At 67.2% G+C, this 23,473-nt stretch carries 19 protein-coding genes and 1 pseudogene; 9 read left to right on the plus strand and 11 right to left on the minus strand.

Annotated features, from left to right (window positions below; genetic code table 11):
- Positions 1 to 17 precede the first annotated feature (17 nt).
- The 4 genes from OOB33_RS23915 (at position 18) to OOB33_RS23930 (ending at position 4,851) form a co-directional block, all read left to right on the plus strand.
- Entirely contained in the window at positions 18 to 1,961 is a 1,944-nt protein-coding gene (locus OOB33_RS23915; RefSeq protein WP_271010465.1) for an STAS domain-containing protein, read from the plus strand.
- A gap of 88 nt (positions 1,962 to 2,049) precedes the next feature.
- Positions 2,050 to 2,631: an ATP-dependent protease subunit HslV gene (hslV, locus tag OOB33_RS23920; RefSeq protein WP_102766064.1), complete on the plus strand. Its 582-nt coding sequence runs from the start codon at positions 2,050 to 2,052 to the stop codon at positions 2,629 to 2,631.
- Positions 2,628 to 3,962, plus strand: a complete 1,335-nt coding sequence (gene hslU / locus OOB33_RS23925) for an ATP-dependent protease ATPase subunit HslU (protein WP_271010466.1) — start codon at positions 2,628 to 2,630, stop codon at positions 3,960 to 3,962. Before hslV ends, hslU begins: the two co-directional genes overlap by 4 nt.
- Positions 3,963 to 4,041: 79 nt before the next feature.
- Positions 4,042 to 4,851 (plus strand): potassium channel family protein, encoded by an 810-nt coding sequence (locus tag OOB33_RS23930; protein WP_271010467.1) that lies wholly within the window; start codon positions 4,042 to 4,044, stop codon positions 4,849 to 4,851.
- A 1-nt stretch (position 4,852) separates the two neighbouring features.
- Here OOB33_RS23930 and OOB33_RS23935 read toward each other — a convergent pair whose 3' ends face one another.
- Both OOB33_RS23935 and OOB33_RS23940 read right to left on the minus strand, forming a co-directional pair.
- Positions 4,853 to 5,632, minus strand: a complete 780-nt coding sequence (locus OOB33_RS23935) for a type III pantothenate kinase (protein ID WP_102766061.1) — start codon at positions 5,630 to 5,632, stop codon at positions 4,853 to 4,855.
- Between the two features lie 147 nt (positions 5,633 to 5,779).
- Positions 5,780 to 6,175 (minus strand): annotated as a pseudogene (locus OOB33_RS23940) (FKBP-type peptidyl-prolyl cis-trans isomerase); the annotation flags it as partial.
- 420 nt (positions 6,176 to 6,595) lie between these two features.
- On the opposite strand from OOB33_RS23940, the gene icmF reads away from it, so the two are divergent.
- Entirely contained in the window at positions 6,596 to 9,886 is a 3,291-nt protein-coding gene (icmF, locus tag OOB33_RS23945) for a fused isobutyryl-CoA mutase/GTPase IcmF (protein WP_271010468.1), read from the plus strand.
- 896 nt (positions 9,887 to 10,782) lie between these two features.
- A complete protein-coding gene (locus OOB33_RS23950; RefSeq protein ID WP_271010469.1) occupies positions 10,783 to 11,976 on the plus strand; it encodes a hypothetical protein in 1,194 nt (397 codons plus the stop codon).
- Positions 11,977 to 12,044: 68 nt separating this feature from the next.
- Here the strand turns inward: OOB33_RS23950 and OOB33_RS23955 are convergent, their stop codons facing one another.
- From OOB33_RS23955 to OOB33_RS23970, 4 genes are all read right to left on the minus strand, one after another.
- Positions 12,045 to 12,947 carry an SMP-30/gluconolactonase/LRE family protein gene (locus OOB33_RS23955; RefSeq protein WP_271010470.1) on the minus strand — a complete coding sequence of 301 codons (903 nt, stop codon included), beginning with the start codon at positions 12,945 to 12,947 and terminating at the stop codon, positions 12,045 to 12,047.
- Between the two features lie 93 nt (positions 12,948 to 13,040).
- Positions 13,041 to 13,511: an Lrp/AsnC family transcriptional regulator gene (locus tag OOB33_RS23960; protein ID WP_271010471.1), complete on the minus strand. Its 471-nt coding sequence runs from the start codon at positions 13,509 to 13,511 to the stop codon at positions 13,041 to 13,043.
- 4 nt (positions 13,512 to 13,515) lie between these two features.
- A complete protein-coding gene (locus OOB33_RS23965; RefSeq protein WP_243392650.1) occupies positions 13,516 to 14,568 on the minus strand; it encodes a transglycosylase SLT domain-containing protein in 1,053 nt (350 codons plus the stop codon).
- Between the two features lie 133 nt (positions 14,569 to 14,701).
- Positions 14,702 to 15,577 (minus strand): substrate-binding periplasmic protein, encoded by an 876-nt coding sequence (locus tag OOB33_RS23970; RefSeq protein ID WP_171827763.1) that lies wholly within the window; start codon positions 15,575 to 15,577, stop codon positions 14,702 to 14,704.
- Between the two features lie 341 nt (positions 15,578 to 15,918).
- Here OOB33_RS23970 and OOB33_RS23975 point away from each other — a divergent pair, with 341 nt between their 5' ends.
- On the plus strand, positions 15,919 to 16,647 hold the full coding sequence (locus tag OOB33_RS23975) for a DUF6683 family protein (protein ID WP_271010472.1): 729 nt from the start codon (positions 15,919 to 15,921) through the stop codon (positions 16,645 to 16,647).
- Positions 16,648 to 16,668: 21 nt separating this feature from the next.
- Here the strand turns inward: OOB33_RS23975 and OOB33_RS23980 are convergent, their stop codons facing one another.
- Positions 16,669 to 17,148 carry a GNAT family N-acetyltransferase gene (locus OOB33_RS23980; protein ID WP_271010473.1) on the minus strand — a complete coding sequence of 160 codons (480 nt, stop codon included), beginning with the start codon at positions 17,146 to 17,148 and terminating at the stop codon, positions 16,669 to 16,671.
- A 52-nt stretch (positions 17,149 to 17,200) separates the two neighbouring features.
- Complete coding sequence (locus OOB33_RS23985; RefSeq protein ID WP_243392649.1) at positions 17,201 to 17,668, minus strand: rhodanese-like domain-containing protein; 468 nt, start codon at positions 17,666 to 17,668, stop codon at positions 17,201 to 17,203.
- 122 nt (positions 17,669 to 17,790) lie between these two features.
- On the opposite strand from OOB33_RS23985, the gene pdxR reads away from it, so the two are divergent.
- Positions 17,791 to 19,269: a MocR-like pyridoxine biosynthesis transcription factor PdxR gene (gene pdxR, locus OOB33_RS23990; protein WP_271010474.1), complete on the plus strand. Its 1,479-nt coding sequence runs from the start codon at positions 17,791 to 17,793 to the stop codon at positions 19,267 to 19,269.
- Here pdxR and OOB33_RS23995 read toward each other — a convergent pair.
- Positions 19,260 to 20,195 carry an alpha/beta fold hydrolase gene (locus tag OOB33_RS23995; RefSeq protein ID WP_271010475.1) on the minus strand — a complete coding sequence of 312 codons (936 nt, stop codon included), beginning with the start codon at positions 20,193 to 20,195 and terminating at the stop codon, positions 19,260 to 19,262. The genes pdxR and OOB33_RS23995 overlap by 10 nt on opposite strands.
- A 421-nt stretch (positions 20,196 to 20,616) precedes the next feature.
- Between OOB33_RS23995 and OOB33_RS24000 the strand changes: the two genes are divergently transcribed.
- Positions 20,617 to 21,510 (plus strand): LysR substrate-binding domain-containing protein, encoded by an 894-nt coding sequence (locus OOB33_RS24000; RefSeq protein WP_271010476.1) that lies wholly within the window; start codon positions 20,617 to 20,619, stop codon positions 21,508 to 21,510.
- Positions 21,511 to 21,573: 63 nt separating this feature from the next.
- Here OOB33_RS24000 and OOB33_RS24005 read toward each other — a convergent pair whose 3' ends face one another.
- On the minus strand, positions 21,574 to 22,251 hold the full coding sequence (locus tag OOB33_RS24005; protein ID WP_271010477.1) for an ABC transporter ATP-binding protein: 678 nt from the start codon (positions 22,249 to 22,251) through the stop codon (positions 21,574 to 21,576).
- An 8-nt stretch (positions 22,252 to 22,259) separates the two neighbouring features.
- The gene (locus tag OOB33_RS24010; protein WP_271010478.1) at positions 22,260 to 23,399 is read right to left on the minus strand and encodes an ABC transporter permease; all 1,140 of its coding nucleotides are present in this window, start codon (positions 23,397 to 23,399) and stop codon (positions 22,260 to 22,262) included.
- Positions 23,400 to 23,473: the final 74 nt, after the last annotated feature.

Raw genomic sequence — 23,473 nt, forward strand, 5'->3', positions numbered from 1 at the left:
CCCAAGGCCCAGCGCGCATGACAGAACCGAAAGACGGCGAGAGCTTCTTCCGCAAGGTCGCGCGCTTTGTGGCCAACCCGACCACGGACTGGGCCGAGATCAACTCGCGCCAAGACGACCCGGAAGGTGACCAGGCCAAGGCCGAGCTGCGCGCCATGGTCGAGCGCAAGCGCCGCAATGACTTCGTGCGCAAGCGCGAGCTGGACATGCTGCGCCGCATCCGCCGCGAAGGCCTGACGCCCGAGCAACTCGCCGCCCTGGGCTCCTCCAGCTCCAAGCTGGAAGAAGTCGAGCGCGCCAGCGGCCACAGCGAGGTCAATTCCAAGATCGATCTGGGCGTGAAGGCCAAGATCGATGAGATCGAGCAGCAAATGGCCGGCGAGAGCTTCGCCCCCACCCAGCTGCAAACCACCCATCCGCCCGGTTTCTTTGAAACCAGCACGCGGCCGGTGCATTTCTCGCCCTCCACCATTCCCGCCGATGGCGTGCCCAGCCGCAACGGCCGCGGCAGCCAGTTCGCCCACAGCAGCACGCAGCGCGACAGCAAGCTGGACAGCAAGGGCGGCGGCGGCGCCTCGGCCCTGACCATGGGCGTGGGCATGGCCCCGCTCTCGGACGCCAAGCCCAGCCGCCTGCCCAATCTTGGCGCCCTGCCCGCGGTGCCCTTCCCGCCAGCCAAACCGGCGCCGGCCACCGGCCTGGCCAAACCGGCCAAGGCCGCCAAGCCGGCCGCAGCCAAAGCGGCCACACCCGCCGCCACGCCGCCGGCCGGCCTCAGCACCCTGCCCGTGCTGGACCAGCCCCTGAGTTTCCATGTGGCGGAAGAGAAGGCCGGCAAGAAGGTCGAGAGCAAGCCCATCGAGGTGCATGAGCTGATCCATGACCCCGAGCTGGACGAAGCCGTGATCGCCTTCGCCAATGCCGATTACGAGAGCTGCGAGCGCGCCCTGGTCGAGCTGACCCAAAGCGGCGGCCGCCGCCACGGTGACGGCGAAACCTGGCTGGTCCTGTTCGACCACTACCGCGCCACCGGCCAGCAGGCCAAGTTCGAGGCACTGGCGCTCAACTACGCCCAGCAATTCGGCCGCTCGGCGCCGCAGTGGTTCTCCCTGCCCAAGCTGGTGGCCGAGGCCGCGGCCAAGCAGCAGCGTGCCCCCATGGCCAAGGCCAGCGGCGGCGTCGGTTGGGCGGCGCCCGAAACCATCGACGACGAGGCCGTGGCCCTGCTGCAAAAGCGCTGCCAGAACCTGCCCATGCCCTGGGTGCTGGACTGGTCGGCCGCGCGCCAGATCACCCCCAGCGCCAGCGTGCAACTGCACGGCGTGTTCCGCGAATGGGCCAAGCAGCAGGTGGACATGCGCTGGCTCTCGGGCGAGGCTTTTTTGCAAGCCCTGCGCGAGCTGACCCCGATCGGCGTGCGCGACATCGACCCCCAGCTCTGGATGCTGCGCCTGGAGGCCCTGCGCCTGGTCAACCGCCCCGATCAGTTCGACGAAGCGGCGATCGACTACTGCGTCACCTACGAGGTGTCACCGCCGTCCTGGGAACGCACGCGCTGCCGCGTCGGCGTCAGCGGTGCCACGCTCTCGACCACCGGCCCGGCCACCAGCACCGCCGCGCCCGAGGGCGCCTCGACCTCCTTCCTGGAGTCGCAGATCAGCGAGCAGGCGCGGCTGGAGCCCAGCGTGGACCTGGAGCTCAGCGGCCAGCTCAGTGGCGACATCTCCGAACTGCTGCGCAAGCTGGCCGGTGATCTGGGCACCGCCACCGTCATCAACGTCAACTGCCCGCACCTGATCCGGCTGGATTTCATGGCCGCGGGTGATCTGCTGAACTGGGTGCTGAGCCGCCGCAGCGAGAACCGCAGCGTCAGCTTCAGCGAGCCGCACCGCCTGGTGGCCATGTTCTTTGCCGCCATGGGCATCAACGAGCACGCCAAGATCAAGGTCCGGACGGTCTAGCGCCTCGGCCGCCCACATCATCTTCGAGATCACCATCTGCGGGTCGCATGCTTGAAAGCTGCGACCCGCAGCCCCATCTGGAGCCGCTATGGACTCATCCTCACATTCCAACAACGCCCCGCCGTCTTTCCACGGCACCACCATCGTCAGCGTGCGCCGTGCCCTGCCCGATGGCCGCATGCAGGTCGCCATCGGCGGTGACGGCCAGGTGACCCTGGGCCACATCGTCGTCAAGGCCAGCGCGCGCAAGGTGCGCAAGCTGCACCGTGATCAGGTGCTGGCCGGTTTCGCCGGCGCCACGGCCGATGCCTTCACCCTGTTCGAACGCTTCGAGGCCAAGCTCGAAAAACACCAGGGCCATCTGGTGCGCGCCGCCGTCGAGCTGACACGCGACTGGCGCACCGATCGCGTGCTGCGCCGCCTGGAAGCCATGCTGGCCGTGGCCGACCGCACGGCCTCGCTGATCATCACCGGCAACGGCGATGTGCTGGAGCCCGAGCTGGGCATCGTCGCCATCGGCTCGGGCGGTGCCTACGCCCAGGCTGCCGCACGCGCCCTGCTGCAGCACAGCACGCTCAGCGCCCCCGAGATCGTCAAGCAATCGCTGGAAATCGCCGGCGAGATCTGCATCTACACCAACGGCAACCACACCATCGAGGTGCTCGAATGAGCTCCATGACCCCGCAAGAAATCGTCTCCGAACTCGACCAGCACATCGTCGGCCAGAACGCGGCCAAGCGGGCCGTGGCCATTGCCATGCGCAACCGCTGGCGCCGCCAGCAGGTGGATGACAAGCTGCGTGGCGAGATCACGCCCAAGAACATCCTGATGATCGGCCCCACCGGCGTCGGCAAGACCGAGATCGCGCGCCGCCTGGCCCGCCTGGCCGGCGCGCCCTTCATCAAGGTCGAGGCGACCAAGTTCACCGAGGTGGGCTACGTCGGCAAGGATGTCGACACCATCATCCGCGACCTGATCGACATGGCCGTCAAACAGGAGCGGGAGGTGCAACTGCGCCGCCAGCGCCTGCGCGCCGAGGACGCCGCCGAAGACCGCGTGCTGGACATCCTTGTGCCGCCTCCCCGGCTGGAAGGCGATGCCGCCGCCAGCCCGGCCCCAGACAGCACCGCCCGCCAGATCATGCGCAAGCGCCTGCGTGAAGGCAGCATGCATGACAAGGAGATCGAGCTCGATCTGCTGGAAGCCAAACCGACCATGGAGATCCTGGGTGGCCAGGGCATGGAGGAGATGGCCGAGCAGATCAAGAGCATGTTCTCGCAGATGGGCGCGGGCAAGAAGAAGACCCGCAAGCTCAAGATCGGCGAGGCCCTCAAGCTGCTGGCCGAGGAAGAAGCCGCCAAGCTGCTGAACGAAGACGAGATCAAGACCGCCGCTCTGCAGGCCGCGCAGGAGATGGGCATTGTCTTCATCGACGAGATCGACAAGGTCTGCTCGCGCAGCGAAGGCTCAGGAACCGCTGAAGTGTCGCGTCAGGGCGTGCAGCGCGATCTGCTGCCCCTGGTCGAGGGCACGACGGTCAACACCAAGTACGGCATGGTCAAGACCGACCACATGCTCTTCATCGCCTCGGGCGCCTTCCACCTGGCCAAGCCCAGCGATCTGATCCCTGAGCTGCAAGGCCGTTTCCCGATCCGGGTCGAGCTGGGCTCGCTCTCGGTCGATGATTTCGAAGCCATCCTCAGCAGCACCCACGCCAGCCTGATCAAGCAGTACCAGGCCTTGCTGGCCACCGAGGGCGTGGCGCTGGAGATCACGCCCGAGGGCATCCGCCGCCTGGCCGAGATCGCGTTCGAGGTGAACGAACGCACCGAGAACATCGGCGCCCGCCGCCTGTCCACGGTGATGGAGCGCCTGCTCGACGAAATCAGCTTCGATGCGCCCAAGCTCAGCGGCCAGACCGTGCAGCTGGGTGCGGCCGAGGTCGATGCCAAGCTGGGCGAGCTGTCGCGCAACGAAGACCTGTCACGCTTCATCCTGTGAGCGGATGCCGGGTGGTTCCAAGCCCGGCCTCTTGTCTTAGATCAAGCCCAAGCGGCCGGCGGACGCTTAAGCTGGCGCCATGCCACACCGCCTGCCCACCCGCAGCTGGGGCCTGAGCCGCCCCAGCGCCCTCAATGCCGCGGCCGTGCGCGCCGAGAAATTCTGGCGCTGGCCGGTGCTGATGGCCTTGCTGTGCACGATTCCGGCCTTCTACATCGAGCTGCTGGAGTCCCTGCCCACGCCCCTGGCCGTGGCCATCTACCTGGCGGCCGCGGCCCTGGTGGCGATCTCGCTGTGGCGGGTGGCGCGGCAATGCAGCCACCCGCGCCAGTACCTGCGCAGCAATCTGCTGGACCTGATGCTGGTGGCCCTGCTGCCGGTGGCGGCGCTGATGCCGCCCAGCATCGAATCACAGGTTTCGCTGGCGATTCGCCTGGCGATTGCCATGCTGACCCTGCTGCGCATGGTCTGGACGGTCAAGAGCTGGGTCACGCGCGGCGGCCTGGGCTATCTGCTGCTGCTCTCCCTGCTGGTGCTGGGACTTTGCGGCTTGGGCTTCTGGGCCCTGGAGCCACGCGCCAACACGCTGGGCGATGGGCTCTGGCTGGCCTTCACCACGGCCGCCACCGTGGGCTTTGGTGACATCGTGCCGACCACGGCCGCGTCCAAGATCTTCTCGGTGTTCGTCGTTCTGCTCGGTTATGCCGTGCTGTCCCTGGTGACGGCGGCGATCGCCGCCATGTGGGTGGAAACCTCGGAGCGGCGCATGGAGCAAGACATCCTGCGCGATCTGCACAGCCAGCTGCGCAGCGTGCATGAAGAACTGGCCCAGCTCAAGGACGAGCTGCGTCAGCAGCGCCCAGAGCGCAGCGACCGAAACAGGCCCTAGCTCAGAGCGCCAGGCGGTGCGACTGCAGCGCCAGCATGCCGTCGAAGATCAGCGAATCGACCAGCTCATGTTCGATATCCAAGGTCGGTGAGACCTTCCAGCCGGCGCCGCCGGTCATCAAGGTCAGAGGCATGGCGCCCTCGCGCTGGCGCAGATGGCGGTGCATGCGCTCGATGGCGCCGGTGATGGCGTAAGTGCCGCCGCTGGTCAGCGCGTCCGAGGTGTTGGTCGGGAAATCGCGCACCTCACCGGTGGGCACGCGCAGGCCGGCGGTGCCGCCTTCCAGCGCACGCAGCATGATGCCGTGACCCGGCATGATCAGTCCACCGAGAAAGCGGCCCGTGGCGTCGAGTGCATCGACCGTGACCGCCGTGCCGATCATCACCACCAGCGCGGCCTGCGCCGGCCGCTCGGCCGAGGCGCGGGCCAGCACATGGGCGCGTGCGCCGATCAGCGCGACAAAGCGGTCCGTGCCCAAGCGCCCCGGGTGGTCATAGCCGTTCGTGACGCCACCCGCCTGCGCGCTGCTGACCACCCAGCGCGGCTCGATGTCCCAGAGTTCCAGCTGCTCCTCCACCCGGCGCCGCACCGCATCGCCGGCCACATTGCAGCCCAGCACGCTGTGAGGGGCGGGCAGGCCGCGCCAATCGCTCTCGGCCAGCTGGTCGATGTTTTCCAGGAACACGGCTCCATGCGCCAGCAGCACCGCCCCGGGTTGGGGCGAGGCGTAGAGCGCCCATTTCAGGCGCGTGTTGCCGATGTCGATGGCGAGAAAACTCATGAGGAAACAGAGTGAGGGGCCGCGGGATGGGAAGGGGTCAGGTGTTGCAAGGCGCAGCCTAACAGCACTTGAGCCCGGCGCCCGCCCGGAGAAACCGGGGGCTGAGGCGCCGGTGTGACGGCGTCCCGGCCCGTAAGACCGACAAGATCAGGGGGCGACGATGTCCAGCAGTTCGACCTCGAACTGCAGATCGCTGTTCGGCGGGATCACGCCGCCGCCAGCACCGCGCTCACCGTAGGCCAGGGCCGAGGGGCAGTGCAGGCGGGCCTTGCCGCCGACCTTCATCAGCTGCACGCCTTCGGTCCAGCATTTGATGACGCGGCCCAGCGGGAACTCGGCCGGGTTGCCGCGCTTGACCGAGCTGTCGAACTCGCGGCCGTCGAGGAAGGTGCCGACATAGTGCACACGCACCTTGTCGGCCGCCGTCGGGTGGGCGCCAGTGCCGGTGCGAAGCTCTTCATAACGCAAACCCGAAGCGGTGGTCACCGGGGTCGGCGCGGCGGCCGAGGCGGCGGCACTTGCCGCCGCCGCAGCAGCGACAGCGGTGGTGGCGGTCGCTGCCGTAGCCGCAGCCGCGGCCTTTTTGCTGTCAGCCGCCTTCTTGACGACCTTTTTGACGGCCGGCTTGGCTGCTTCTTCAGCCGCTTGAGCCGGCAGCCAGACCAGGCCGAGGCTCAGGGCCAGAGTGGTCGAAAGAGACAGACGTTGGAACTTGGAACTCATGGTCAGCGCGCTCTCACTTGCAAAAGAAGGGTTGAAACGAAGAGGTGCCGCATCATCGCAGCTTGTGCCAACGCGCCCGTGCGCCATCCGCATGGGCGCCGCGCCCTGCTGCAGGCGCAGGCACGAACCCAGCCTTCGCCGCCGATGACGTTTACGTAAACGTCAATCAACACCTAGAATCCGCCCACCTTTGCTGATAGAACCGGGCTTCGCCACCGCAAGGCCCGCAGGAGACTCGCCATGACCGATTTGTCCGCCGAAAACAAAGCCCTGGCCAATTACCGCCCGACGAACAAGGTGCGCTTCGTGACGGCCGCCAGCCTCTTCGACGGCCACGATGCGGCCATCAACATCATGCGTCGCATCCTGCAAGGCATGGGCGCCGAGGTCATCCACCTGGGCCACAACCGCTCGGTCGATGAAGTGGTCACCGCCGCCCTGCAAGAAGACGCGCAAGGCATCGCCATCAGCTCCTACCAGGGCGGCCATGTCGAGTACTTCAAATACATGGTGGAGTTGCTGAAGCAACGCGGCGGCGCGCACATCCAGGTCTTCGGCGGCGGCGGCGGCGTGATCGTGCCGGCCGAGATCCGCGACCTGGCCGCCCACGGGGTGCGCATCTTCAGCCCCGAAGACGGCCAGCGCATGGGCCTGCAAGGCATGATCGGCGAGATGGTGATGAAGGCCGACCAGGACTTCAGCGTCTACGCACCCAAGGCCTTGAGCGCCCTGCAAGGCCATAGCGAAGCCGCCTGGCGCGCCCTGGCCCAGCTGATCACCGCGCTGGAGAACGACAAGGCCGATGCCGGCCTGGTGGCCGAGTTGCAGGCTGCTGCCAAGAACATCCAGGTGCCCGTACTGGGCATCACCGGCACCGGCGGCGCTGGCAAAAGCAGCCTGACCGACGAGCTGATCCGCCGCCTGCGCCTGGACCAGAACGACCGCCTGCGCGTGGCCGTCATCTCCATCGACCCCTCGCGCCGCAAGAGCGGTGGCGCCTTGCTGGGCGACCGCATCCGGATGAATGCCATCGGCCCCTGGAGCCAAGGTCAAAGAGTGTTCATGCGCTCGCTCGCCACCCGCGACTTCGGCAGCGAAATCTCCCCTGCCTTGCCCGACGCGATCGCCGCAGCCAAGGTGGCCGGCTTCGACCTGATCGTGGTCGAGACCTCGGGCATCGGCCAGGGCGATGCGGCCATCGTGCCGCATGTGGACGTGCCCATGTATGTGATGACGCCCGAGTTTGGCGCCGCCAGCCAGCTCGAGAAGATCGACATGCTGGACTTCGCCGAGTTCGTGGCCATCAACAAGTTCGACCGCAAGGGCGCGCTCGATGCCATCCGCGATGTCGCCAAGCAGGTGCAGCGCAACAAGGAAGCCTGGACCACTGCTCCGGATCAAATGCCGGTCTTCGGCACCATGGCCAGCCGCTTCAACGACGACGGCGTCACCGCCCTCTACCAAGCCATGAAGCCTCGCCTGGCCGAGCTGGGCCTGCAGCTGCAAGACGGCCGCCTGCCCCTGGTCAACACCCGCCACAGCACCCACCAAACCCCGGTGGTGCCCGCTGCGCGTGTGCGTTATCTGGCCGAGATCGCCGACACCGTGCGCGGCTACAAAAAGCGCGCCCGCCAGCAGGCCACGCTGGCCCGTGAGATCCAGCAGCTCTGGGGCAGCTCGCGCATGCTGCTGGAAGCCAACCCCGAGAAGAACGGCGCCCGCACCGCCCTGGCCGAGCTGGCCGAGGCCCGCGAAGCGCAAATGGAGGGCGGCGCCCGCCAGTTGCTCAAGCAATGGCCGGACATGCAAAAGGCCTATGCCGGCGACGAGTACGTGGTGAAGATCCGCGACAAGGAGATCCGCACCAACCTGGTCCACACCAGCCTGTCGGGCACCAAGATCCGCAAGGTCGTGCTGCCGCACTACGAGTGCCATGGCGAGCTGCTCAAGTGGCTGCTGCTGGAAAACGTGCCGGGCAGCTTCCCCTACACCGCCGGCGTGTTCGCCTTCAAGCGCGAGGGTGAGGACCCGACCCGCATGTTCGCGGGTGAAGGTGATGCCTTCCGCACGAATCGCCGCTTCAAGCTGGTGTCCGAGGGCATGCCGGCCAAGCGCTTGTCCACCGCCTTCGACTCGGTCACGCTCTACGGCGCCGACCCGGCGCCGCGGCCGGACATCTACGGCAAGGTCGGCAACTCCGGCGTGTCGATTGCCACGCTGGACGATATGAAGGTGCTGTACGACGGCTTCGACCTGTGCAGTCCGACGACCTCCGTGTCCATGACCATCAACGGCCCGGCGCCGACGATTCTGGCCATGTTCATGAACACGGCGGTCGATCAGAACATCGCCAAGTTCAAGGCCGACAACGGCCGCGACCCGACCGCCGACGAAGCCGCCAAGATCAAGGACTGGGTGCTGGCCAATGTGCGCGGCACGGTGCAGGCCGACATCCTGAAGGAAGACCAGGGCCAGAACACCTGCATCTTCTCGACCGAGTTCTCGCTCAAGGTGATGGGCGACATCGCCGAGTACTTCGTGCACCACAATGTGCGCAACTTCTACTCCGTCTCGATCAGCGGTTATCACATCGCCGAGGCCGGCGCCAACCCGATCAGCCAGCTCGCGCTGACGCTCTCCAACGGCTTCACCTTTGTGGAAGCGTACCTGGCGCGCGGCATGCACATCGATGACTTCGCGCCCAACCTGAGCTTCTTCTTCTCCAACGGCATGGACCCCGAGTACACCGTGCTCGGCCGCGTCGCCCGCCGCATCTGGGCGGTGGCCATGCGCGACAAATACGGCGCCAACGAACGCAGCCAGAAGCTGAAGTACCACATCCAGACTTCGGGCCGAAGCCTGCACGCGCAGGAGATCCAGTTCAACGACATCCGCACCACGCTGCAGGCCCTGATCGCCATCTACGACAACTGCAACAGCCTGCACACCAACGCATTCGACGAGGCCATCACCACGCCGACCGAAGAGTCCGTGCGCCGCGCCATGGCCATCCAGCTCATCATCAACCGCGAGTGGGGCCTGGCCAAGAACGAGAACCCAAGCCAAGGCGCCTTCATCATCGAAGAGCTGACCGAGCTGCTGGAAGAAGCGGTGCTCGCTGAGTTCGAAAAGATCGCCGAACGCGGTGGCGTGCTGGGCGCGATGGAGACCGGCTACCAGCGCAGCAAGATCCAGGAAGAGAGCATGCACTACGAGATGCTCAAGCACACCGGCGAGTACCCCATCATCGGCGTCAACACCTTCCGCAATCCGCAGGGCGACACCGTGCCCGAAAGCATCGAGCTGGCCCGCTCGACCGAGGAAGAAAAGCAAAGCCAGCTCTCGCGTCTGGCCGCCTTCCACGAGCGCCACGCTGCTGAGAGCCCGGCCATGTTGCAACGCCTGCAGCGGGCCGTGATCGACAACAAGAACGTCTTCGAAGTGCTGATGGACGCGGTGCGCGTCTGCTCCCTGGGCCAGATCACCTCGGCGCTGTTCGAGGTCGGTGGCCAGTACCGGCGCAGCATGTAAGCCACCTCGCTGCACTCCGCGCCAGGCCCCTGCGGGGGCCTTTTTCATGGCGGCTCGGCAATGAGCGAGGCTGGAATCGACACGTTGCGGACCTTCGTTGTGCTCGTCGCTCTCGCTGCGGTGGCTCGGCCCGCCGCCGGGCTCATGGTTCGCGGGTCGGCTCTGAGAGCCGACTTCCCTCGCTGCTCACTCCGCGGCTCAGCGGCGCCAAACTCCCTCCGTTCGCTGCGCTCACTGTGGTCAAACAGTGGCGCCGAGTCAGTTCTTGAAGCGCGCGAGTACGCGCGCCTGAGCCGCTCCGCTGCGCCCTCGGCCGCGCACAAATCGCCCGTCGGCGGGCCGAGCCACCTCCGGAGGTGGCGTGTTCCACCGTGGAAGAGGCACATCGACCGCGATGCAAGCGCCCTGCAGCCCGTGCCGCTGCCGGGCGAATTGTGCCGGGCCGAGCAGCGCAGCGCCTCGGGGCGCGCATGTACTCGTGCGCTTCAAGTTCTGACTTGGCGCTTCTGTCTGAACGAAGCGAACGCAGGGAGCGGAGTGAGTTATGCGCCAGCCCCGAGGCGCGAGCAGCGCAGGGAAGTCGGCCCATCAGGGCCGACCCCGGAACCATGAGCCCGGTGGCGGCACGGGCTGCAGGGCCTCACGAGAAAAACCAGCGGCTGTTCTGTGCCGCACAAGCCGCCCACCGGCAATCAGCGCTGGTTGGCGCGACGTCGGCCCCTGCGCGGTCTTCCGCAAGCCACCTGTCGGGCAACTTTCTGTGTCCGCTTCTCACATCCGGCCCGACCTTCATTCTTTCTTTCTTGTTCCTCGCCGAGGCGGCCCGGTTCAGGGTCCGCGACCGACCAAGGCGGCAAGGCTTCGCAAGAGACTGGTCAACAAAAAGGTCCGCTGACATGCCGCTCGATTACGCTGGCGCTCCTGCCGCACGAAAGGAGCGCCGCACCGTGACCGCCGATCCGACCGCTTCAACCGATCCAGCCGATGCCGCCGCCCATGACCTGACACGCTTCTCCGGCGTGACGCGGGTGGTGGCCGAGCCGCTGCGCTTCAAGGCCAAGCTGGCCATCGGCGAAGACGCCTACACCTCCTTGCGCATGGTCAACCGTGCGCGCGAAGTCTGGGATGTGCTGGGCGCGGCGGGCGCGGGCGCCGCGATTGCGAAATCCAGCCTGGTGGCCTCGACCTTTTTTGCGCCCAGCGGTTTGATGGGCGCCATGGGCATTGGCGCGGCCGCCACGCCGGTCGGCTGGGTCGCGTTTGCCGCCCTGGCCTCGGGCGGCGCCTGCTACGGCATCTACCGCTGGCTGGGCCACAGCAAGGGCAGCCGCGTGATCGAGATCCCCAAGTTCCTCAACACGCCGCTGGACACCCTGGGCCTGGCCCTGTTCGACCTGATCGCGCCGCTGAGCCTGCGCCTGGCCCTGGTGGACGGTGCGATCGACGCCGCCGAGCGCGCATTCCTGCGTCAGCACCTGGTCGATGAATGGGGGCTGGACCCACGCTTTGTCGACGCGGCCACCGGCGCCGTGGAATCCGAGCTCGCGGGGGCGGATCTGGAGGCGCTGGCCCAGGATCTCTCCGAGCTGCTGCACACCAACCCCGACTGCAATCAGAAGGTGATGGTCGAGGAGCTGATTGCCTTTCTGGCGCAGATGCTGGAAGCCGCCGGCCCGCTCTCGAACCAAGAAAGCCTGGCCCTGGCACGCGTCTCGCAGACCCTGCGGACCGCGCCCGCCAGCGAGCTGTCCGGGGCCTGGCTCAGCGCCAAGGCCAAGGCCGGCGAAGCGGCCGAGCAGGTCAAGCGCGCCACCGTGGACGCTGCCGGCTGGACCGCCGAGCGACTACCCACCGCCGAGCAACTGCGCGAGGTGGCCGAGCAATCCACCCAGCGACTGAAGGTCGGCGCCAACAAGGCCGGTCAGACGGCCGAGCAGCTGGGCCTGGCGGCCGCTGAGGCCGCAGCTCAGGCCGCAGCCTGGGCCAGCGAGCGCCTGCCCAGCCAGGAGCAAGTGCTGAACCAGGCCCAGCAAACGGGTGAGCAGCTGAAACTCGGCCTGGCCCGCCTCAAGGCGAAACTGAAACCCTGAAGGCCTGAGATCCGCCCGCAGCAACGCTCGGGCTGGAATTGCAGGCGAGCGCCCGACGGGCCTCGCCCTCAAAAGGTTTTGGCGCCACTGACCGCGAGCAAGAGCGCATAAAGCGAGCTGCTGGCGCAGATGAAGAGTCGGTTGCGCTTGGGGCCCCCGAACACCAGATTGGCCACACGCTCGGGCATGAGGATGCGCCCGATCAGCGTTCCGTCAGGCAGGTGGCAGTGAATGGCGCTGCCGGCACTGGTCCAGAGCCGGCCCTCTTCGTCAAAACGGAAGCCGTCATAAAAGCCGGTTTGGCAGCGGATGAACACCTCGCCGCCGGACAGTACCCCGCCCTCCCCCACGGAGAAGCGCCGCATGGTGCCGCAGTCGAGCCCGGTGTCAGCGATGTAGAGATGGCGCTCATCGGGCGAGAAGGCCAGGCCGTTGGGGCTGACGAAATCATCGGCCACCACCGTGAGCGCGCCACTGCGGGGGTCCAGCCGGTAGACATCGCAGCCCGGCAGTTCCTGCTCGGCCTTGACCCCCTCATAGTTCGAGCTGATGCCGTAGTTGGGGTCGGTGAACCAGACCGTGCCGTCGGACTTGACCACCACATCGTTGGGGCTGTTGAGCCGGCGGCCTTGGTAGCGCTCGGCCAGCACGGTCAAGCTGCCGTCATGCTCGGTGCGCAGCACGCGACGCCCGCCATGCTCGCAGCCGATCAAGCGCCCTTCCCGGTCCACCGTATTGCCATTGCTGTAGCCCGAGGGCTGGCGAAACACACTGACCGCGTTCGAGGCCTCGTCCAGGCGCAGCATGCGTTCGTTGGGAATATCACTCCAGACCAGCGAGCGATGGGCAGGAAACCAGGCCGGGCCTTCGCACCAACGGTTGCCCGTGTGGAGCTGCTCCAGTTGCGCACTCAGGCGAATGCAGTCTTCAAAACGGGGATCCAGGATTTCGTAGCGGGCGGGGCTGTTCATGAGGGGCTCGATCTGCCAAAGCCCTCAGTGTCGGCAAGCCCCGGCGTCGCCCGGCGGCGTTTTCGATGGCCTTCGCGCCGCCAAACCGCAAACTCAATCGGCCAAGGGCAGCGCCAGGCCCCGCTTGGCACTTTCAAGCACAAAGGTGCTGCGAAACTTCTTGATGTTGGGGGCGTCAAAGAACAGCTCACGGCTCAAGCGTTCGAAGGACGCCAGGTCGGCCGCGGCGATCAGGAGCACGAAGTCGCTGGCGCCGGCCACATACCAGCACTGCTGCACCTCGGGCCGCGCAACCATGCGGCGCTTGAAGCCATCGATCACCGCCTCACGGCTGGCTTCGGCCAGTTCCACCTCGACCAGCACGCTGACGCCCAGGCCCACCGCCTGCGCGTCGACCAGCGCCACCTCCGCGCGGATCACGCCGGTCTCGCGCAGGCGCTTGATGCGGCGCTGCACGGCCGTCGCCGACAGGCCGACGCTGTGAGCGATCTGCTCCGCGCTCTGCCGGCAGTCCTGTTGCATCAGATCCAGAATCTGCCGGTCAAACTTATCGAGGGTCGCCATCGTTTCAGGGCCTCTTTGGCGCGACAGGGCGCCAGAAATCCAGCATCGGCGAGGGTGGTGTCACCGCGGCATCGAAAGGGTGGCTTCGCTGCCCATGCACGGCGGTCAGAATGCGTCGCACATAAGCGCGAGTCTCTGCGTAGGGCGGCACGCCGCGGTAACGCTCCACCGCCCGTTCACCGGCGTTGTAGCCGGCCAGGGCCAGGGCGACATCGCCCTCGAAGTAAGCCAGCAGCCAGCGCAGATAGGCCATGCCACCACGGATGTTCTGCGTCGGGTCGGTCAGACGGCTGACCTTGAAGCGGCGGGCGGTGTCGGGCATCAGCTGCATCAAGCCTTGAGCGTTCTTGGGCGACAAGGCTGCCGGGTCGAAGTTCGATTCAGTGGCCATGACGGCCAGCACCAAGGCCGGAGCCAGCCGGTACTCGGGCGCCACCTGCTGGACGAAATCGACGATGGCCGCCGGTGCCTGCGCCGGCGGCGGCATCGCGGGCCAGTCTTGCGAGCGAGCCGGGGCTGACCCTTTTGCGCCAGGTTTCTGAGCCGCAATCACCGGCTTGGGCGGGAGCACATCGGCCTCGGGCGGGCGCAGGCAGGGCGGCGGCTCGCCCATCGGCGTGCCACCCATGGCAGCCAGCATGCGCTCGGCCTGGGCGATGCCCTGCTCGGCCGCGGCGGCAAACAGATGGGCCGCTTCTGCGTCGTTGCGGGCGATGCCGCGGTCGTGGCTGAGCATCCAGGCCAGGCTGTACTGCGACTCGGCATCGCCGTAGCGCGAGGCGCGGCAGTACAGCGCCGCCGCCGCCGCCGGGTCGCGCGGCATGCCGTTGGCGCCATGCTCCAGCGCTTTGGCCTCCTCGCGCCAGCGCAGCACCTGGGAGGGCACGACCAGGGCCCGATCGGGCGGCGGGCCGCTGGGGCGCGGCAGCTGCTCCAGGGTCAGCAAGGGCGCGGGGCTTGACGATGCGGGGACCTGGGCCGAGGCGGCTGAGCTCAGCAGCAGGGCCAGGCAGGCCGAGAGTACGGGGAACAGCGCGAACAAGTTGACAGGCTTCACGGCGCGCAGTGTAGGGGGCGGCCCAGGCCGGCAGGGGCGCCGCCCGAGGGAGGGCAGGGGCGGATCCCAAAGAAAGCAGCCGAGCACCGGCTCGCGGTGCAAACACCTGGGATCACCATGGACCGTCGAACGCTCACCCGCTCACGCGGCCGGGTTCTTCCCACAGCTCAGCCCGGCGCAAGGGCGTCGCGGCCGGCAGCAAGGGATTGTGCAGGTTCAGCACCTGGCGTTCGTGCAGCGCCAGGCGCTTGAACTGGGGACGCATGTGCTGAGCGAACAGCGCTTGCCAGAGACCTTCGCTGACGATGCGCTCCAGGCCGCGGCTGAGATCCTCAGCCAGCCCCGGGTCACGCGGGCTGACAAAGAAATAGAACGCAGTCGGGTAGCGCAGCATCAGCCCCGGCGCAATCGCAAGCTGGTAAGGGACACCAAAGCGTTGCAGATCGTCCTCGATTTCCAGCACCGAGCGCGGGAAGAAATCGGTACGGCCGCGCTGCAACATGGCGAACAGGTTTTCGTAGCTGCTGCCGGTGCCCACTTGCAAGCCGTTGGCCCGGAGGATTTGCGTGTCAGGCCAGTCATGCATCTGCCCAGCCACCACGCCGCGCAAGCCATCGAGGTGGCGCACCCTGGCGAAGCGCGCCTGATCCTGCTTGCGCACCAGCAGCAAACGCCAGCCCATCAAGCCTCGATCCAGCGGGATGCGCAAGGGCAGCAAGTCGCGCTCGCGCGCATCGCTGGTCATGCTCCACAGCAGATTCAAGGCCCCCTGGCCTGTGGCCAGGGCGCGGATTGCGCGCTCCTGCCCCACGGGTTGGGGAACCGCTTGCAGGCTGTAGCTGACACCGCAATGCGCAATCGCCAGCCTCAACACCTCAATGCAGTACTGCCGAAACGGATCGTCCGGGCCGCCAAACACCGGGTAGCTGATCTGGCGCGGGCTGGCCCTGAGCGGACTCGCGCCCAGACCGGTGGCAGCCAAGCTCAGCAAAACACGACGGCGATCCATGGGGCAGCGGAGGTGGCAGGCATGAGGGATGCGGGTGGCAAGCGCTCAAGGCCAAGACCAGGAGCTTCCAGCACATTGTGGAGCGAGCCATCGCGGCTGTCACCCCGGGCTAGGGCGGCGTCCGCGCAACCCACAAGCGCAGACAGGCCCGATTTGTCCATCCCGAGTTTCTGAAGTGTCCTGTAACAAAACCGTTAGGTCGAGTGGCCGCTTCGACGCAGCCTGCCACTAGACTGCGGGCCAGCTTGGCAGGCCGCAGGGTGCGGCCCAATCGGGAGTTGAAGATGCACTCACATCCAGGAACTGAAGCCATCCAGACAGGATCGACGGCATGGCGACACATGCGCCTGGCGCTCGGTGGCTTGCTGCTGCTGGCCAGCGCGGGCCAATCGGCCTTGGCCTTTGACATTCCGCCGCCCCCGCCGCCGATGTACCAAGGACTGATCTTCCCGCTCTTCCCGGGCTCATCGGCCGTGCCTTTCTCGGGCCAATCCGGCAGCAGCAGCTCCAGCAAGACCAGCGCAGGCAAAAGCAGCAGCGTCAGCCCGGTTAACGCGGCCACGCTGGCAGCCGAGCCGGCACGGGTGCAAGCCCATGCGCGCGAGCTGGCCGCCCTGGTGCCGCCGGCGCAGCGCGAGGCGCTGGCGCAGGCCTACAGCCAGGCCTTCGAAGGCTACCTCCAGCTCGAACGCAAGCTGGGCCTGCCCGAGAACGATGTGGCCAATGCCCTGGCCGCCTTCATCGCCGGCAACTACATGGCGCTGAACCAGGTCGAGGTGCCCGACGCCAGCTTTGTGCGCCTGGCCGCCCAGCTGCGCGAAGCGCTGCCGCGCAACCCCGGTTTCAGCACCATGAGCGGCGCCGCCAAGCGCAAGCTCTACGAGCAAAGCGCCATGCAAGGCACCTTCATGGCCGTGGCCCGGCTGGCGTTTCTGAAACAACCCCAAGCAGCGGCCGAACAGAACTACCGCGCCGCCGCGCGCGCCAGCCTGGAGGCTGCGCTGAAGGTGCCGGCCGAGCAGATCCGCATCGACGCACAAGGCCTTCACCTCGGCAAGGCCACGCCCTGAAGTCGCCAGCCGCCGCGGCCTTCAGGCCGGCAGCGCCAGGATGAAGCGCCGCTTGGCCAGCTCCTGCGCGCCCTGGCGGCGGTAGAAGCGGGCGGCGGCCTCGTTCCAGTCCGGCGTCTGCCACTGCAGCTCGCGGCAGCCCTGGGCGCGGGCATGGCGGCTGGCCCGCTGCAGCAAGACCTGACCCCAACCTTGGCCACGCACGGCCGGCTCCAGGTAGAGGCAGTCGAGATGCGCGAATCGCTCGGCGGCCAAGGTGGAGAAGTCCAGCGTCAGGCTGGCATAGCCCAGCGCCTGAGCAGCATGGCCTGGCTGCAGAGACGGCGGCGGCCCCCAGAGCAGCCAGGCCTGCAGGCGCTCTTGCAGCAAAGCCCGCTCCAGCCGCTGCTGGCGCGCAGCGCCTGCTTGGCGGCCCATGGGCAGCACGATCCCTTCGAAGGCCGCATGGGCCGCGCCCAAGCGCATCAGGGCCTCGGCGTCGCCGGGCACGGCGCGTCGCACGATCAGGGGCGCAGGCCGAAGCCGCGCTCGCCCCTCCACCCCGAGCGCCGCCTCAGCAGGCACAGGCGATCAGCGCGTGGCCACGCATGCTGCCGGGCGCCTCGCCCAGCGCCACGGGGTGGCCGTCGCGCTTCCAGAAGTCCAGGCCGCCCAGCATTTCCTTGACCTGGAAGCCCAGCAAAGCCAGCTTGAGCGCCCCCTTGGTGGAGCCATTGCAGCCGATGCCATCGCAGTAGGTCACATAGGTCTTGCTGCGGTCCAGGCTGGCGGTGCTGGCTGCGTTCATCAATCGGTGCGGCAGGCTCAGCGCGCCCGGCACATGGCCGGCGGCGTACTGCGCCTCGGAGCGGGTGTCGATGACGACCAGCGCGGCGATGCCCGCACTCAAGTCCTCGGCCACATCCCAGGCGTCGGCATGAAAGCGCAGCTTGGCGGCCATGAAAGCGGCACTCTCGGCGGGGCTGGGGGCGGGGTGAGACAAGACCAGGGACATGCCCGATTCTTCAGAAACAGTGCTCACAGAAAACATCCTTTGCGAAGTGAAGCCGGTGGTGGCCAGCCGGCGCTGCGCCACACGACACGGCCACTGTGCGCCGCATTGGCCTTAGCATTGAGTCCAATTTTTTCAAATCGATAAGACCCATGCCTCCATCCCGCCTCTGGCTTCAATGGTTCGAGCGCGGCGCCGCCCCGGGCCTGGGCCGGCGCGAGCAGCTCTGCGCCAGCTTGCGCCAGGCCATGCGCGAGGGCGACCTGCAGCTGGGCGAGCGCCTGCCCTCGAGCCGGATGCTGGCCGCCGACCTGGGCCTGTCGCGGGTGACGGTGGAGGCGGCCTACGGCCAGTTGGAGGCCGAGGGCTACTTGAGCCGTCGCATCGGCCAGGGCAGCTTTGTGGCCTTCGCCCAGACGCCCCAGCCGGCGCCACCGCCCTCTGCAGGCGCGCGCGTCGCGCACCTGAACATGCGCCCGCCCCCGCTCTCGCAGCGTGGCCAACGCATCGCCGATGGCGGCGCCTGCGAGGACCCGCGGCGCCCCCTGCCCTTTGCCGCCGGCAGCCCCGATCTGCGCGCCTTTCCCCTGCCGCTCTGGCGCCAGCTGAGCAAGCGCAGGCTCAGCGATGGCTGCGGGCGCGAGCTGCTGGGCTACGGGGACCCCCAAGGCCTGGCCTGCCTGCGCGAGGCGATTGCCGGCTACTTGCGCCAGGCGCGTGGCCTGCGCTGCAGTGCCGAACAGGTGCTGGTGCTGACCAGCTCGCAGCAGGCTTTGCAATTGCTGGCCGGCATGCTGCTCGACGAGGGCGACCGCGTCTGGATGGAAGAGCCCGGCTACCGCGGCGCCGCCACCGCCTTTGCCGCAGCGGGCGCGCGGCTGCGGCCGGTGCCGGTGGATGCGCACGGTCTGTGTCCGCCCGAGCGGGGCTCAGAGCCGCCCCCGCGCCTGATCTACCTGACGCCCTCGCACCAATACCCCAGCGGCGTGGCCCTGAGCCTGGCCCGACGCCAGGCCTTGCTGGAGCTGGCGCGGCGCGAAGGCTGCTGGTTGATCGAAGACGACTACGACAGCGAGTTCCACTACGAGGGCCGACCCATGCCCGCGCTGCAAGGCCTGCAGCCCGAGCAGGAGCCGGGCCGGGTGCTTTACCTGGGCACCTTCTCCAAGGCCTTGTTCCCTTCGCTGCGCCTGGCTTATCTGGTGCTGCCGCCGGAGCTGGTGGCGCCGCTGTGCACCGCACGCAGCATCCAGGACGGGCACAGCGCCCTGCTGCCCCAGGCCGTCACGGCCGACTTCATCAGCCAGGGTCATTTCGCCGCCCATCTGCGCCTGATGCGCCAGCTCTACCGCCAGCGACGCGAGGTGCTGATGAACGAGCTGCAGGCCCGGGTCGGAGATTGGCTGCGCCCACAGCCCAGCCCGGGCGGCTTGCAGATCGCCGCCCTGCTGCCGCCGGGTGAAGAAGCGCGCTGGAGCCGACGCGCGGCCGGCGCTGGCTTGCTGACGCCCAGCCTCAGCGCACTCTACCGAGGCCCGGCTCGATTGGACGGCTGGCTGCTGGGCTTTGCCGCCCTGACGCCGGCCGAGATCGTGGTCGCGGTGCAGGCCCTGGCCAGGCTTCAGCGCTGAGCGGCCGGGGAGCGCAGGAAAGCCTGCACCCGCGCTGCCCAGGCCGCGCCTTGCTCGATGAAGGGGCGGTGACCCGATTGCTCAAACACCTCAGTCTCCGCCCGGGCCTGCGGGCCCAGGGCCTCGCGCATCTCGTTCAGCACCTGGGGCGGCGCCACCGGGTCGTAGCGGCCGGTCAGCAGCAGGGTGGGCGCTGACACGGCCTTCAGCCGCGGCAGCAGTTCCACACCGGCCAGCGTGCCGCCGACGCGGCGCTCCGGATCGGGGCCCAGCATGGCGCGATAGACATCCAGATTCAGAGCATCGCGCGGGTCGCCACTGGGCGCCGCTTTCGGGTGACTGGCAGCCCGATCGGCCCAGTACAGCGGCGCGAAGGCTTCACCGAGCAGGCCTTGCACTTCGCGGCTGCCGCTGAGCAGGCCTTGCTCTCGCAAGGTTTGCAAGGCCTGCCAACGCTCAGGATGGTGGCGCTGCAATTGCGCTTCGAAATGGTCAATCTGCGCCTGCCAGCTGCGTGCCCCGTGCAAGGTATTGCCCAGAACCAGATGGTCCACCGCTTGCGGGTAGCGGCTGGCGTAGGCCTGTGCCACCAGGCCGCCGTAGGAATGCCCATAAACCGCCAGCGTGGCCACACCGAGGTGGCGGCGCAGTCGTTCCACATCCTCGGCATCGCGTTCCACCGTGTAGCGCGAGGGATCGGCCAGGCGGGCCGACCGGCCCCGGCCGATGTTGTCCAGCACCACCACAGTGTGTTCTTGCGCCAGCACGCGGAACCAGGGCCGCAAGCCGTAGCCGCTACCGCCCGGGCCGCCAGGGAGCACCACCAGCACGGGGCCTTGACCCATGCTGGCATAGGCCAGCGAGCCATCCGGCGTGGCAATGCGATGCTCGGACCAAGCGGCTGGCTGCACAGCGCCCGGCAGCAAGGCGTTTGCAGCGGGGCCGTTGGACGCAGAAGGGGCGGAGCTTGCCGTCGAGTTCAGCGCCGGGGCCGATGCCACAGGCTCGCGGAAGGCAAGGCGCCGATCTCGCAGGAGCGCTGGGCCAGAGCCAGCCGCAGCCGGTGGCATGGCCTGGAGGGCGCCCAGCACACCGTCAGCGGCCCCGCTTGGAACCGCCAGTACCAGCGCCAGAGCCGACAGCATGGCGGCCCCCAGCACCAAGGTCCATGCATGGCGCGCTCTCGGCTTCCGACGGGTCTGAGGTTGTGGCGTCATGTTCAGCTCCTGAATCTCGTAAAAGTCATGGCTGGACATGCTAAGTTTTCAATAAGCATGGGAAAAGCAGGAATTTCTGGCCGGATTGGATAGTTAAACTTTCCAGATGATTTCTGCCGCCCGCCTTCCCTTGCGATACCTGGCCGCATTTCGTGCCACCGCCCGCAGCGAGAACGTGCGCGCCGCCGCCGAGCAACTGCACCTCACGCACAGCGCCGTCAGCCAGCAGATCAAGTCGCTGGAGGCGCAGCTGGGCTATCCGCTGTTCGAGCGCCAGGGGCGTGGCATCCGCCTGAACGCCGCCGGCCGCGCCCTGCACAACGCGCTGGAGCGCGCCTGGACCGAGCTGGAGCTGGGCCTGCGCGCGGCCAGCGCCGCCAGCGGCAGCGCCATGCAAAGCCTCAACATCACTTGCACGCCCTCGTTTGCGCAGCGCTGGCTGATCCCCCGCCTGGGCCGCTGGCAAGCGGCGAATCCCCATATCGTGCTCAAACTCTTCACCTTGCAAAGGGTGATCGATCTGGAGCAGGAAGGCTTTCACCTGGCCGTGCGCCAAGGCGTGGGCCCTTGGCCCGGCCTGGTCAACGAGGTGATGATGGAATCGCGCCAAATCGTGGTGGCCGCGCCTGCGCTCGCGCAGCGCCTGACGGGCGCGCCGCCTGCAGCCCTGGCCGATGAACCCCTGCTGGGCGACGCCGAGCAGTGGACGCAGTGGTTCGCCCGCTGCGGCCTGGCACGCCGGGTGCTGCCCAGCGCCAGCTTCAACGACGGTGGCCTGCTGGTGCAGGCCGCCGAGGCCGGCATGGGCGTGGCCCTGGTGCGCGAACTGCTGGCCGCCGATGCCTTGCTGGACGGCCGCCTGGTGCGCCTGCCCGGGCCGGCGCTCGAGGGCGCGGTGCAGCGCCGCTATCACATCGTCTACCCACCGGCCCTGCGGGACGAACCCGCCCTGCGCACCCTGTGCAGCTGGCTGCATGAGGAAATGGCGCGTTCGGCGCGGCAGCTGCAAGGGATGGAGGCCTGAGCGGCTATTCAAGCACTACGCAGCAGAAACACACAGCAAGCACTGACACCCAGTTCTCGTCGACTACAAGTTCAGAACACGCCCATCTGAAAGCCGAATCTCCCTCTGGCAGCTACGCGCCACCTCGGGGTCATGGGTGACGATCACGACCGTCTGCCCGGATTCATGCAGCGACCTGAAGAGTGAAAGAATCTGTTGCGCCGTTTCTCGATCCAGATTGCCCGTCGGCTCATCGGCGAGCAAAAGCGCCGGTGAGGCACAGAGCGCGCGAGCGATCACCACGCGCTGCCGCTGACCACCCGAAAGTTGATGCGGCCGATGTTGCATCCGGTCAAGCAACCCCACGCGCGCAAGCGCATCGACGGCCAACTCTCTCTTCAATTGCGGCGACAGGCTCCGCCAGCGCAAAGGCAACATCACGTTTTCCAAAGCGCTCGCGTGGTCGAGCAAATGAAAGGTCTGAAAAACAAAGCCGATACGGGTATTGCGCAAACGAGAAAGGGATGTGTCCTCAAGCGATGCCGCATCTTGCCCATCCAAAAGGTAGAGCCCGCGGGTCGGTCGATCCAGGCAACCAAGAATGTTAAGCAGGCTGGACTTTCCCGAACCTGACGCCCCTGTCACGGCAACGCATTCACCGGCACCGATCTGCAAACTCAGATCCCGCAAGGCGTGAACTTGATCGTCACCCATGACATGCGTCTTGCATACGCCTTGCAGCTCAATCAACACCGGGTTCATGTCACTACTCACGGTTGATGCAAAGCCAGCACTGGGTCCAACTCTGCCGCACGCTGAGCGGGCAGTGCACCCGCTGCCAGCCCCACCAGAAGCGAAGTCCCAAGGCTGAGCAGCACCGCCCACAGCGGCGGCAAGCTGAACTCAGCCTGAGGCAGCAGCAAAACAATGGAATTGCCCAGAGCAATACCAATCACTGTTCCCAGCAAGGCGCCCAGCAAAGACAGCAGACCCGCTTCACACAAGAACTGCCGCCGGATACAACGCTGCGTCGCACCCAAGGCCCTCATCAAGCCAATTTCCTGCACGCGCTCCTGCACCGCAACCAGCATCACGTTCATGATGCCGATGCCACCAACCAGCAGGGAAATAGCCACCACCACGGCCAAAACGCTGGACACCATGGCGATGATGGTCCGGTTGGTGCGCTGAAGATCAGAAGCACTCTGAATGCGGAAATCGCTTTCTTCGCCCGCAGGTGTCTGCATCGACTGGCGCAGCGCCTGCGTCAAGCCCTGCACCACGCGCCCCGGGTCTTGAGCAGGCTGCACGGCGAAAGCGAAATCCAGCTCCTGCGCCTTCGGCGACATTTCGCGGGCCAAGCTGAGTGGCACAAACACCTCGGCCCGCCAACTGGCTTCGCTGGATACATCGGTGTCGCCAAGAATGCCGATCACCCGCAAGCGGCGGCCAGAAATCACCACCGTCTGCGCCAGCCATGGCGCACTGAGCTGCAGCGCGGCAGCCGCAGGGCGGCTGAGCACGGCGACACGCTGATGCGCTTCGACGTCACTGGGCAAGATGAATCGCCCTTCGCTCAGGCTTTGTCGATACAGCTGCAGCCAGGAACCCTGGACACCCTTGACCTGCAAGACAAGCGGGCGACCTTGCCGATTCTGCAGTTCGGCACTGACGGCCATGGTCGCGACTGGCCAACGCAGTCCCGGCTGCGTTTGAAGGACTCTCCATTGAGCGTCATCCAAAGCAGAAACCGTTTTTCCCGCCATCACCTTTCGGTAGTTGGGCCCGACCTGATGCAAATCGCTACCAATCTGCTTGAAAGCTCGATTGACGCCGGCCTCCAGCCCGGCCATGGTGGCCGCCAGGGCCATCAAACCGGCCACTGCGATCACGACACCCAATGCAGTCAACGCACTCCTCAGTCGATGTCGCCGGATCTGGACCCACGCAGTCTCGAATGACTCCAGCCAGGACGGGTGCTCAC

The organism is Paucibacter sp. B51 (assembly GCF_027863535.1).
In the GTDB taxonomy this organism is placed as follows: domain Bacteria; phylum Pseudomonadota; class Gammaproteobacteria; order Burkholderiales; family Burkholderiaceae_C; genus Paucibacter_A; species Paucibacter_A aquatilis.

Coding starts and splice junctions, on each gene's coding strand:
- OOB33_RS23915 (WP_271010465.1), top strand. CDS start 18: ATGACAGAACCGAAAGACGGCGAGAGCTTCTTCCGCAAGGTCGCGCGC.
- OOB33_RS23970 (WP_171827763.1), bottom strand. CDS start 15,577: ATGGATCGCCGTCGTGTTTTGCTGAGCTTGGCTGCCACCGGTCTGGGC.
- hslU (WP_271010466.1), top strand. CDS start 2,628: ATGAGCTCCATGACCCCGCAAGAAATCGTCTCCGAACTCGACCAGCAC.
- OOB33_RS23955 (WP_271010470.1), bottom strand. CDS start 12,947: ATGAACAGCCCCGCCCGCTACGAAATCCTGGATCCCCGTTTTGAAGAC.
- OOB33_RS23960 (WP_271010471.1), bottom strand. CDS start 13,511: ATGGCGACCCTCGATAAGTTTGACCGGCAGATTCTGGATCTGATGCAA.
- hslV (WP_102766064.1), top strand. CDS start 2,050: ATGGACTCATCCTCACATTCCAACAACGCCCCGCCGTCTTTCCACGGC.
- OOB33_RS24005 (WP_271010477.1), bottom strand. CDS start 22,251: ATGAACCCGGTGTTGATTGAGCTGCAAGGCGTATGCAAGACGCATGTC.
- OOB33_RS23950 (WP_271010469.1), top strand. CDS start 10,783: ATGCCGCTCGATTACGCTGGCGCTCCTGCCGCACGAAAGGAGCGCCGC.
- OOB33_RS23930 (WP_271010467.1), top strand. CDS start 4,042: ATGCCACACCGCCTGCCCACCCGCAGCTGGGGCCTGAGCCGCCCCAGC.
- OOB33_RS23935 (WP_102766061.1), bottom strand. CDS start 5,632: ATGAGTTTTCTCGCCATCGACATCGGCAACACGCGCCTGAAATGGGCG.
- icmF (WP_271010468.1), top strand. CDS start 6,596: ATGACCGATTTGTCCGCCGAAAACAAAGCCCTGGCCAATTACCGCCCG.
- pdxR (WP_271010474.1), top strand. CDS start 17,791: ATGCCTCCATCCCGCCTCTGGCTTCAATGGTTCGAGCGCGGCGCCGCC.
- OOB33_RS23975 (WP_271010472.1), top strand. CDS start 15,919: ATGCGCCTGGCGCTCGGTGGCTTGCTGCTGCTGGCCAGCGCGGGCCAA.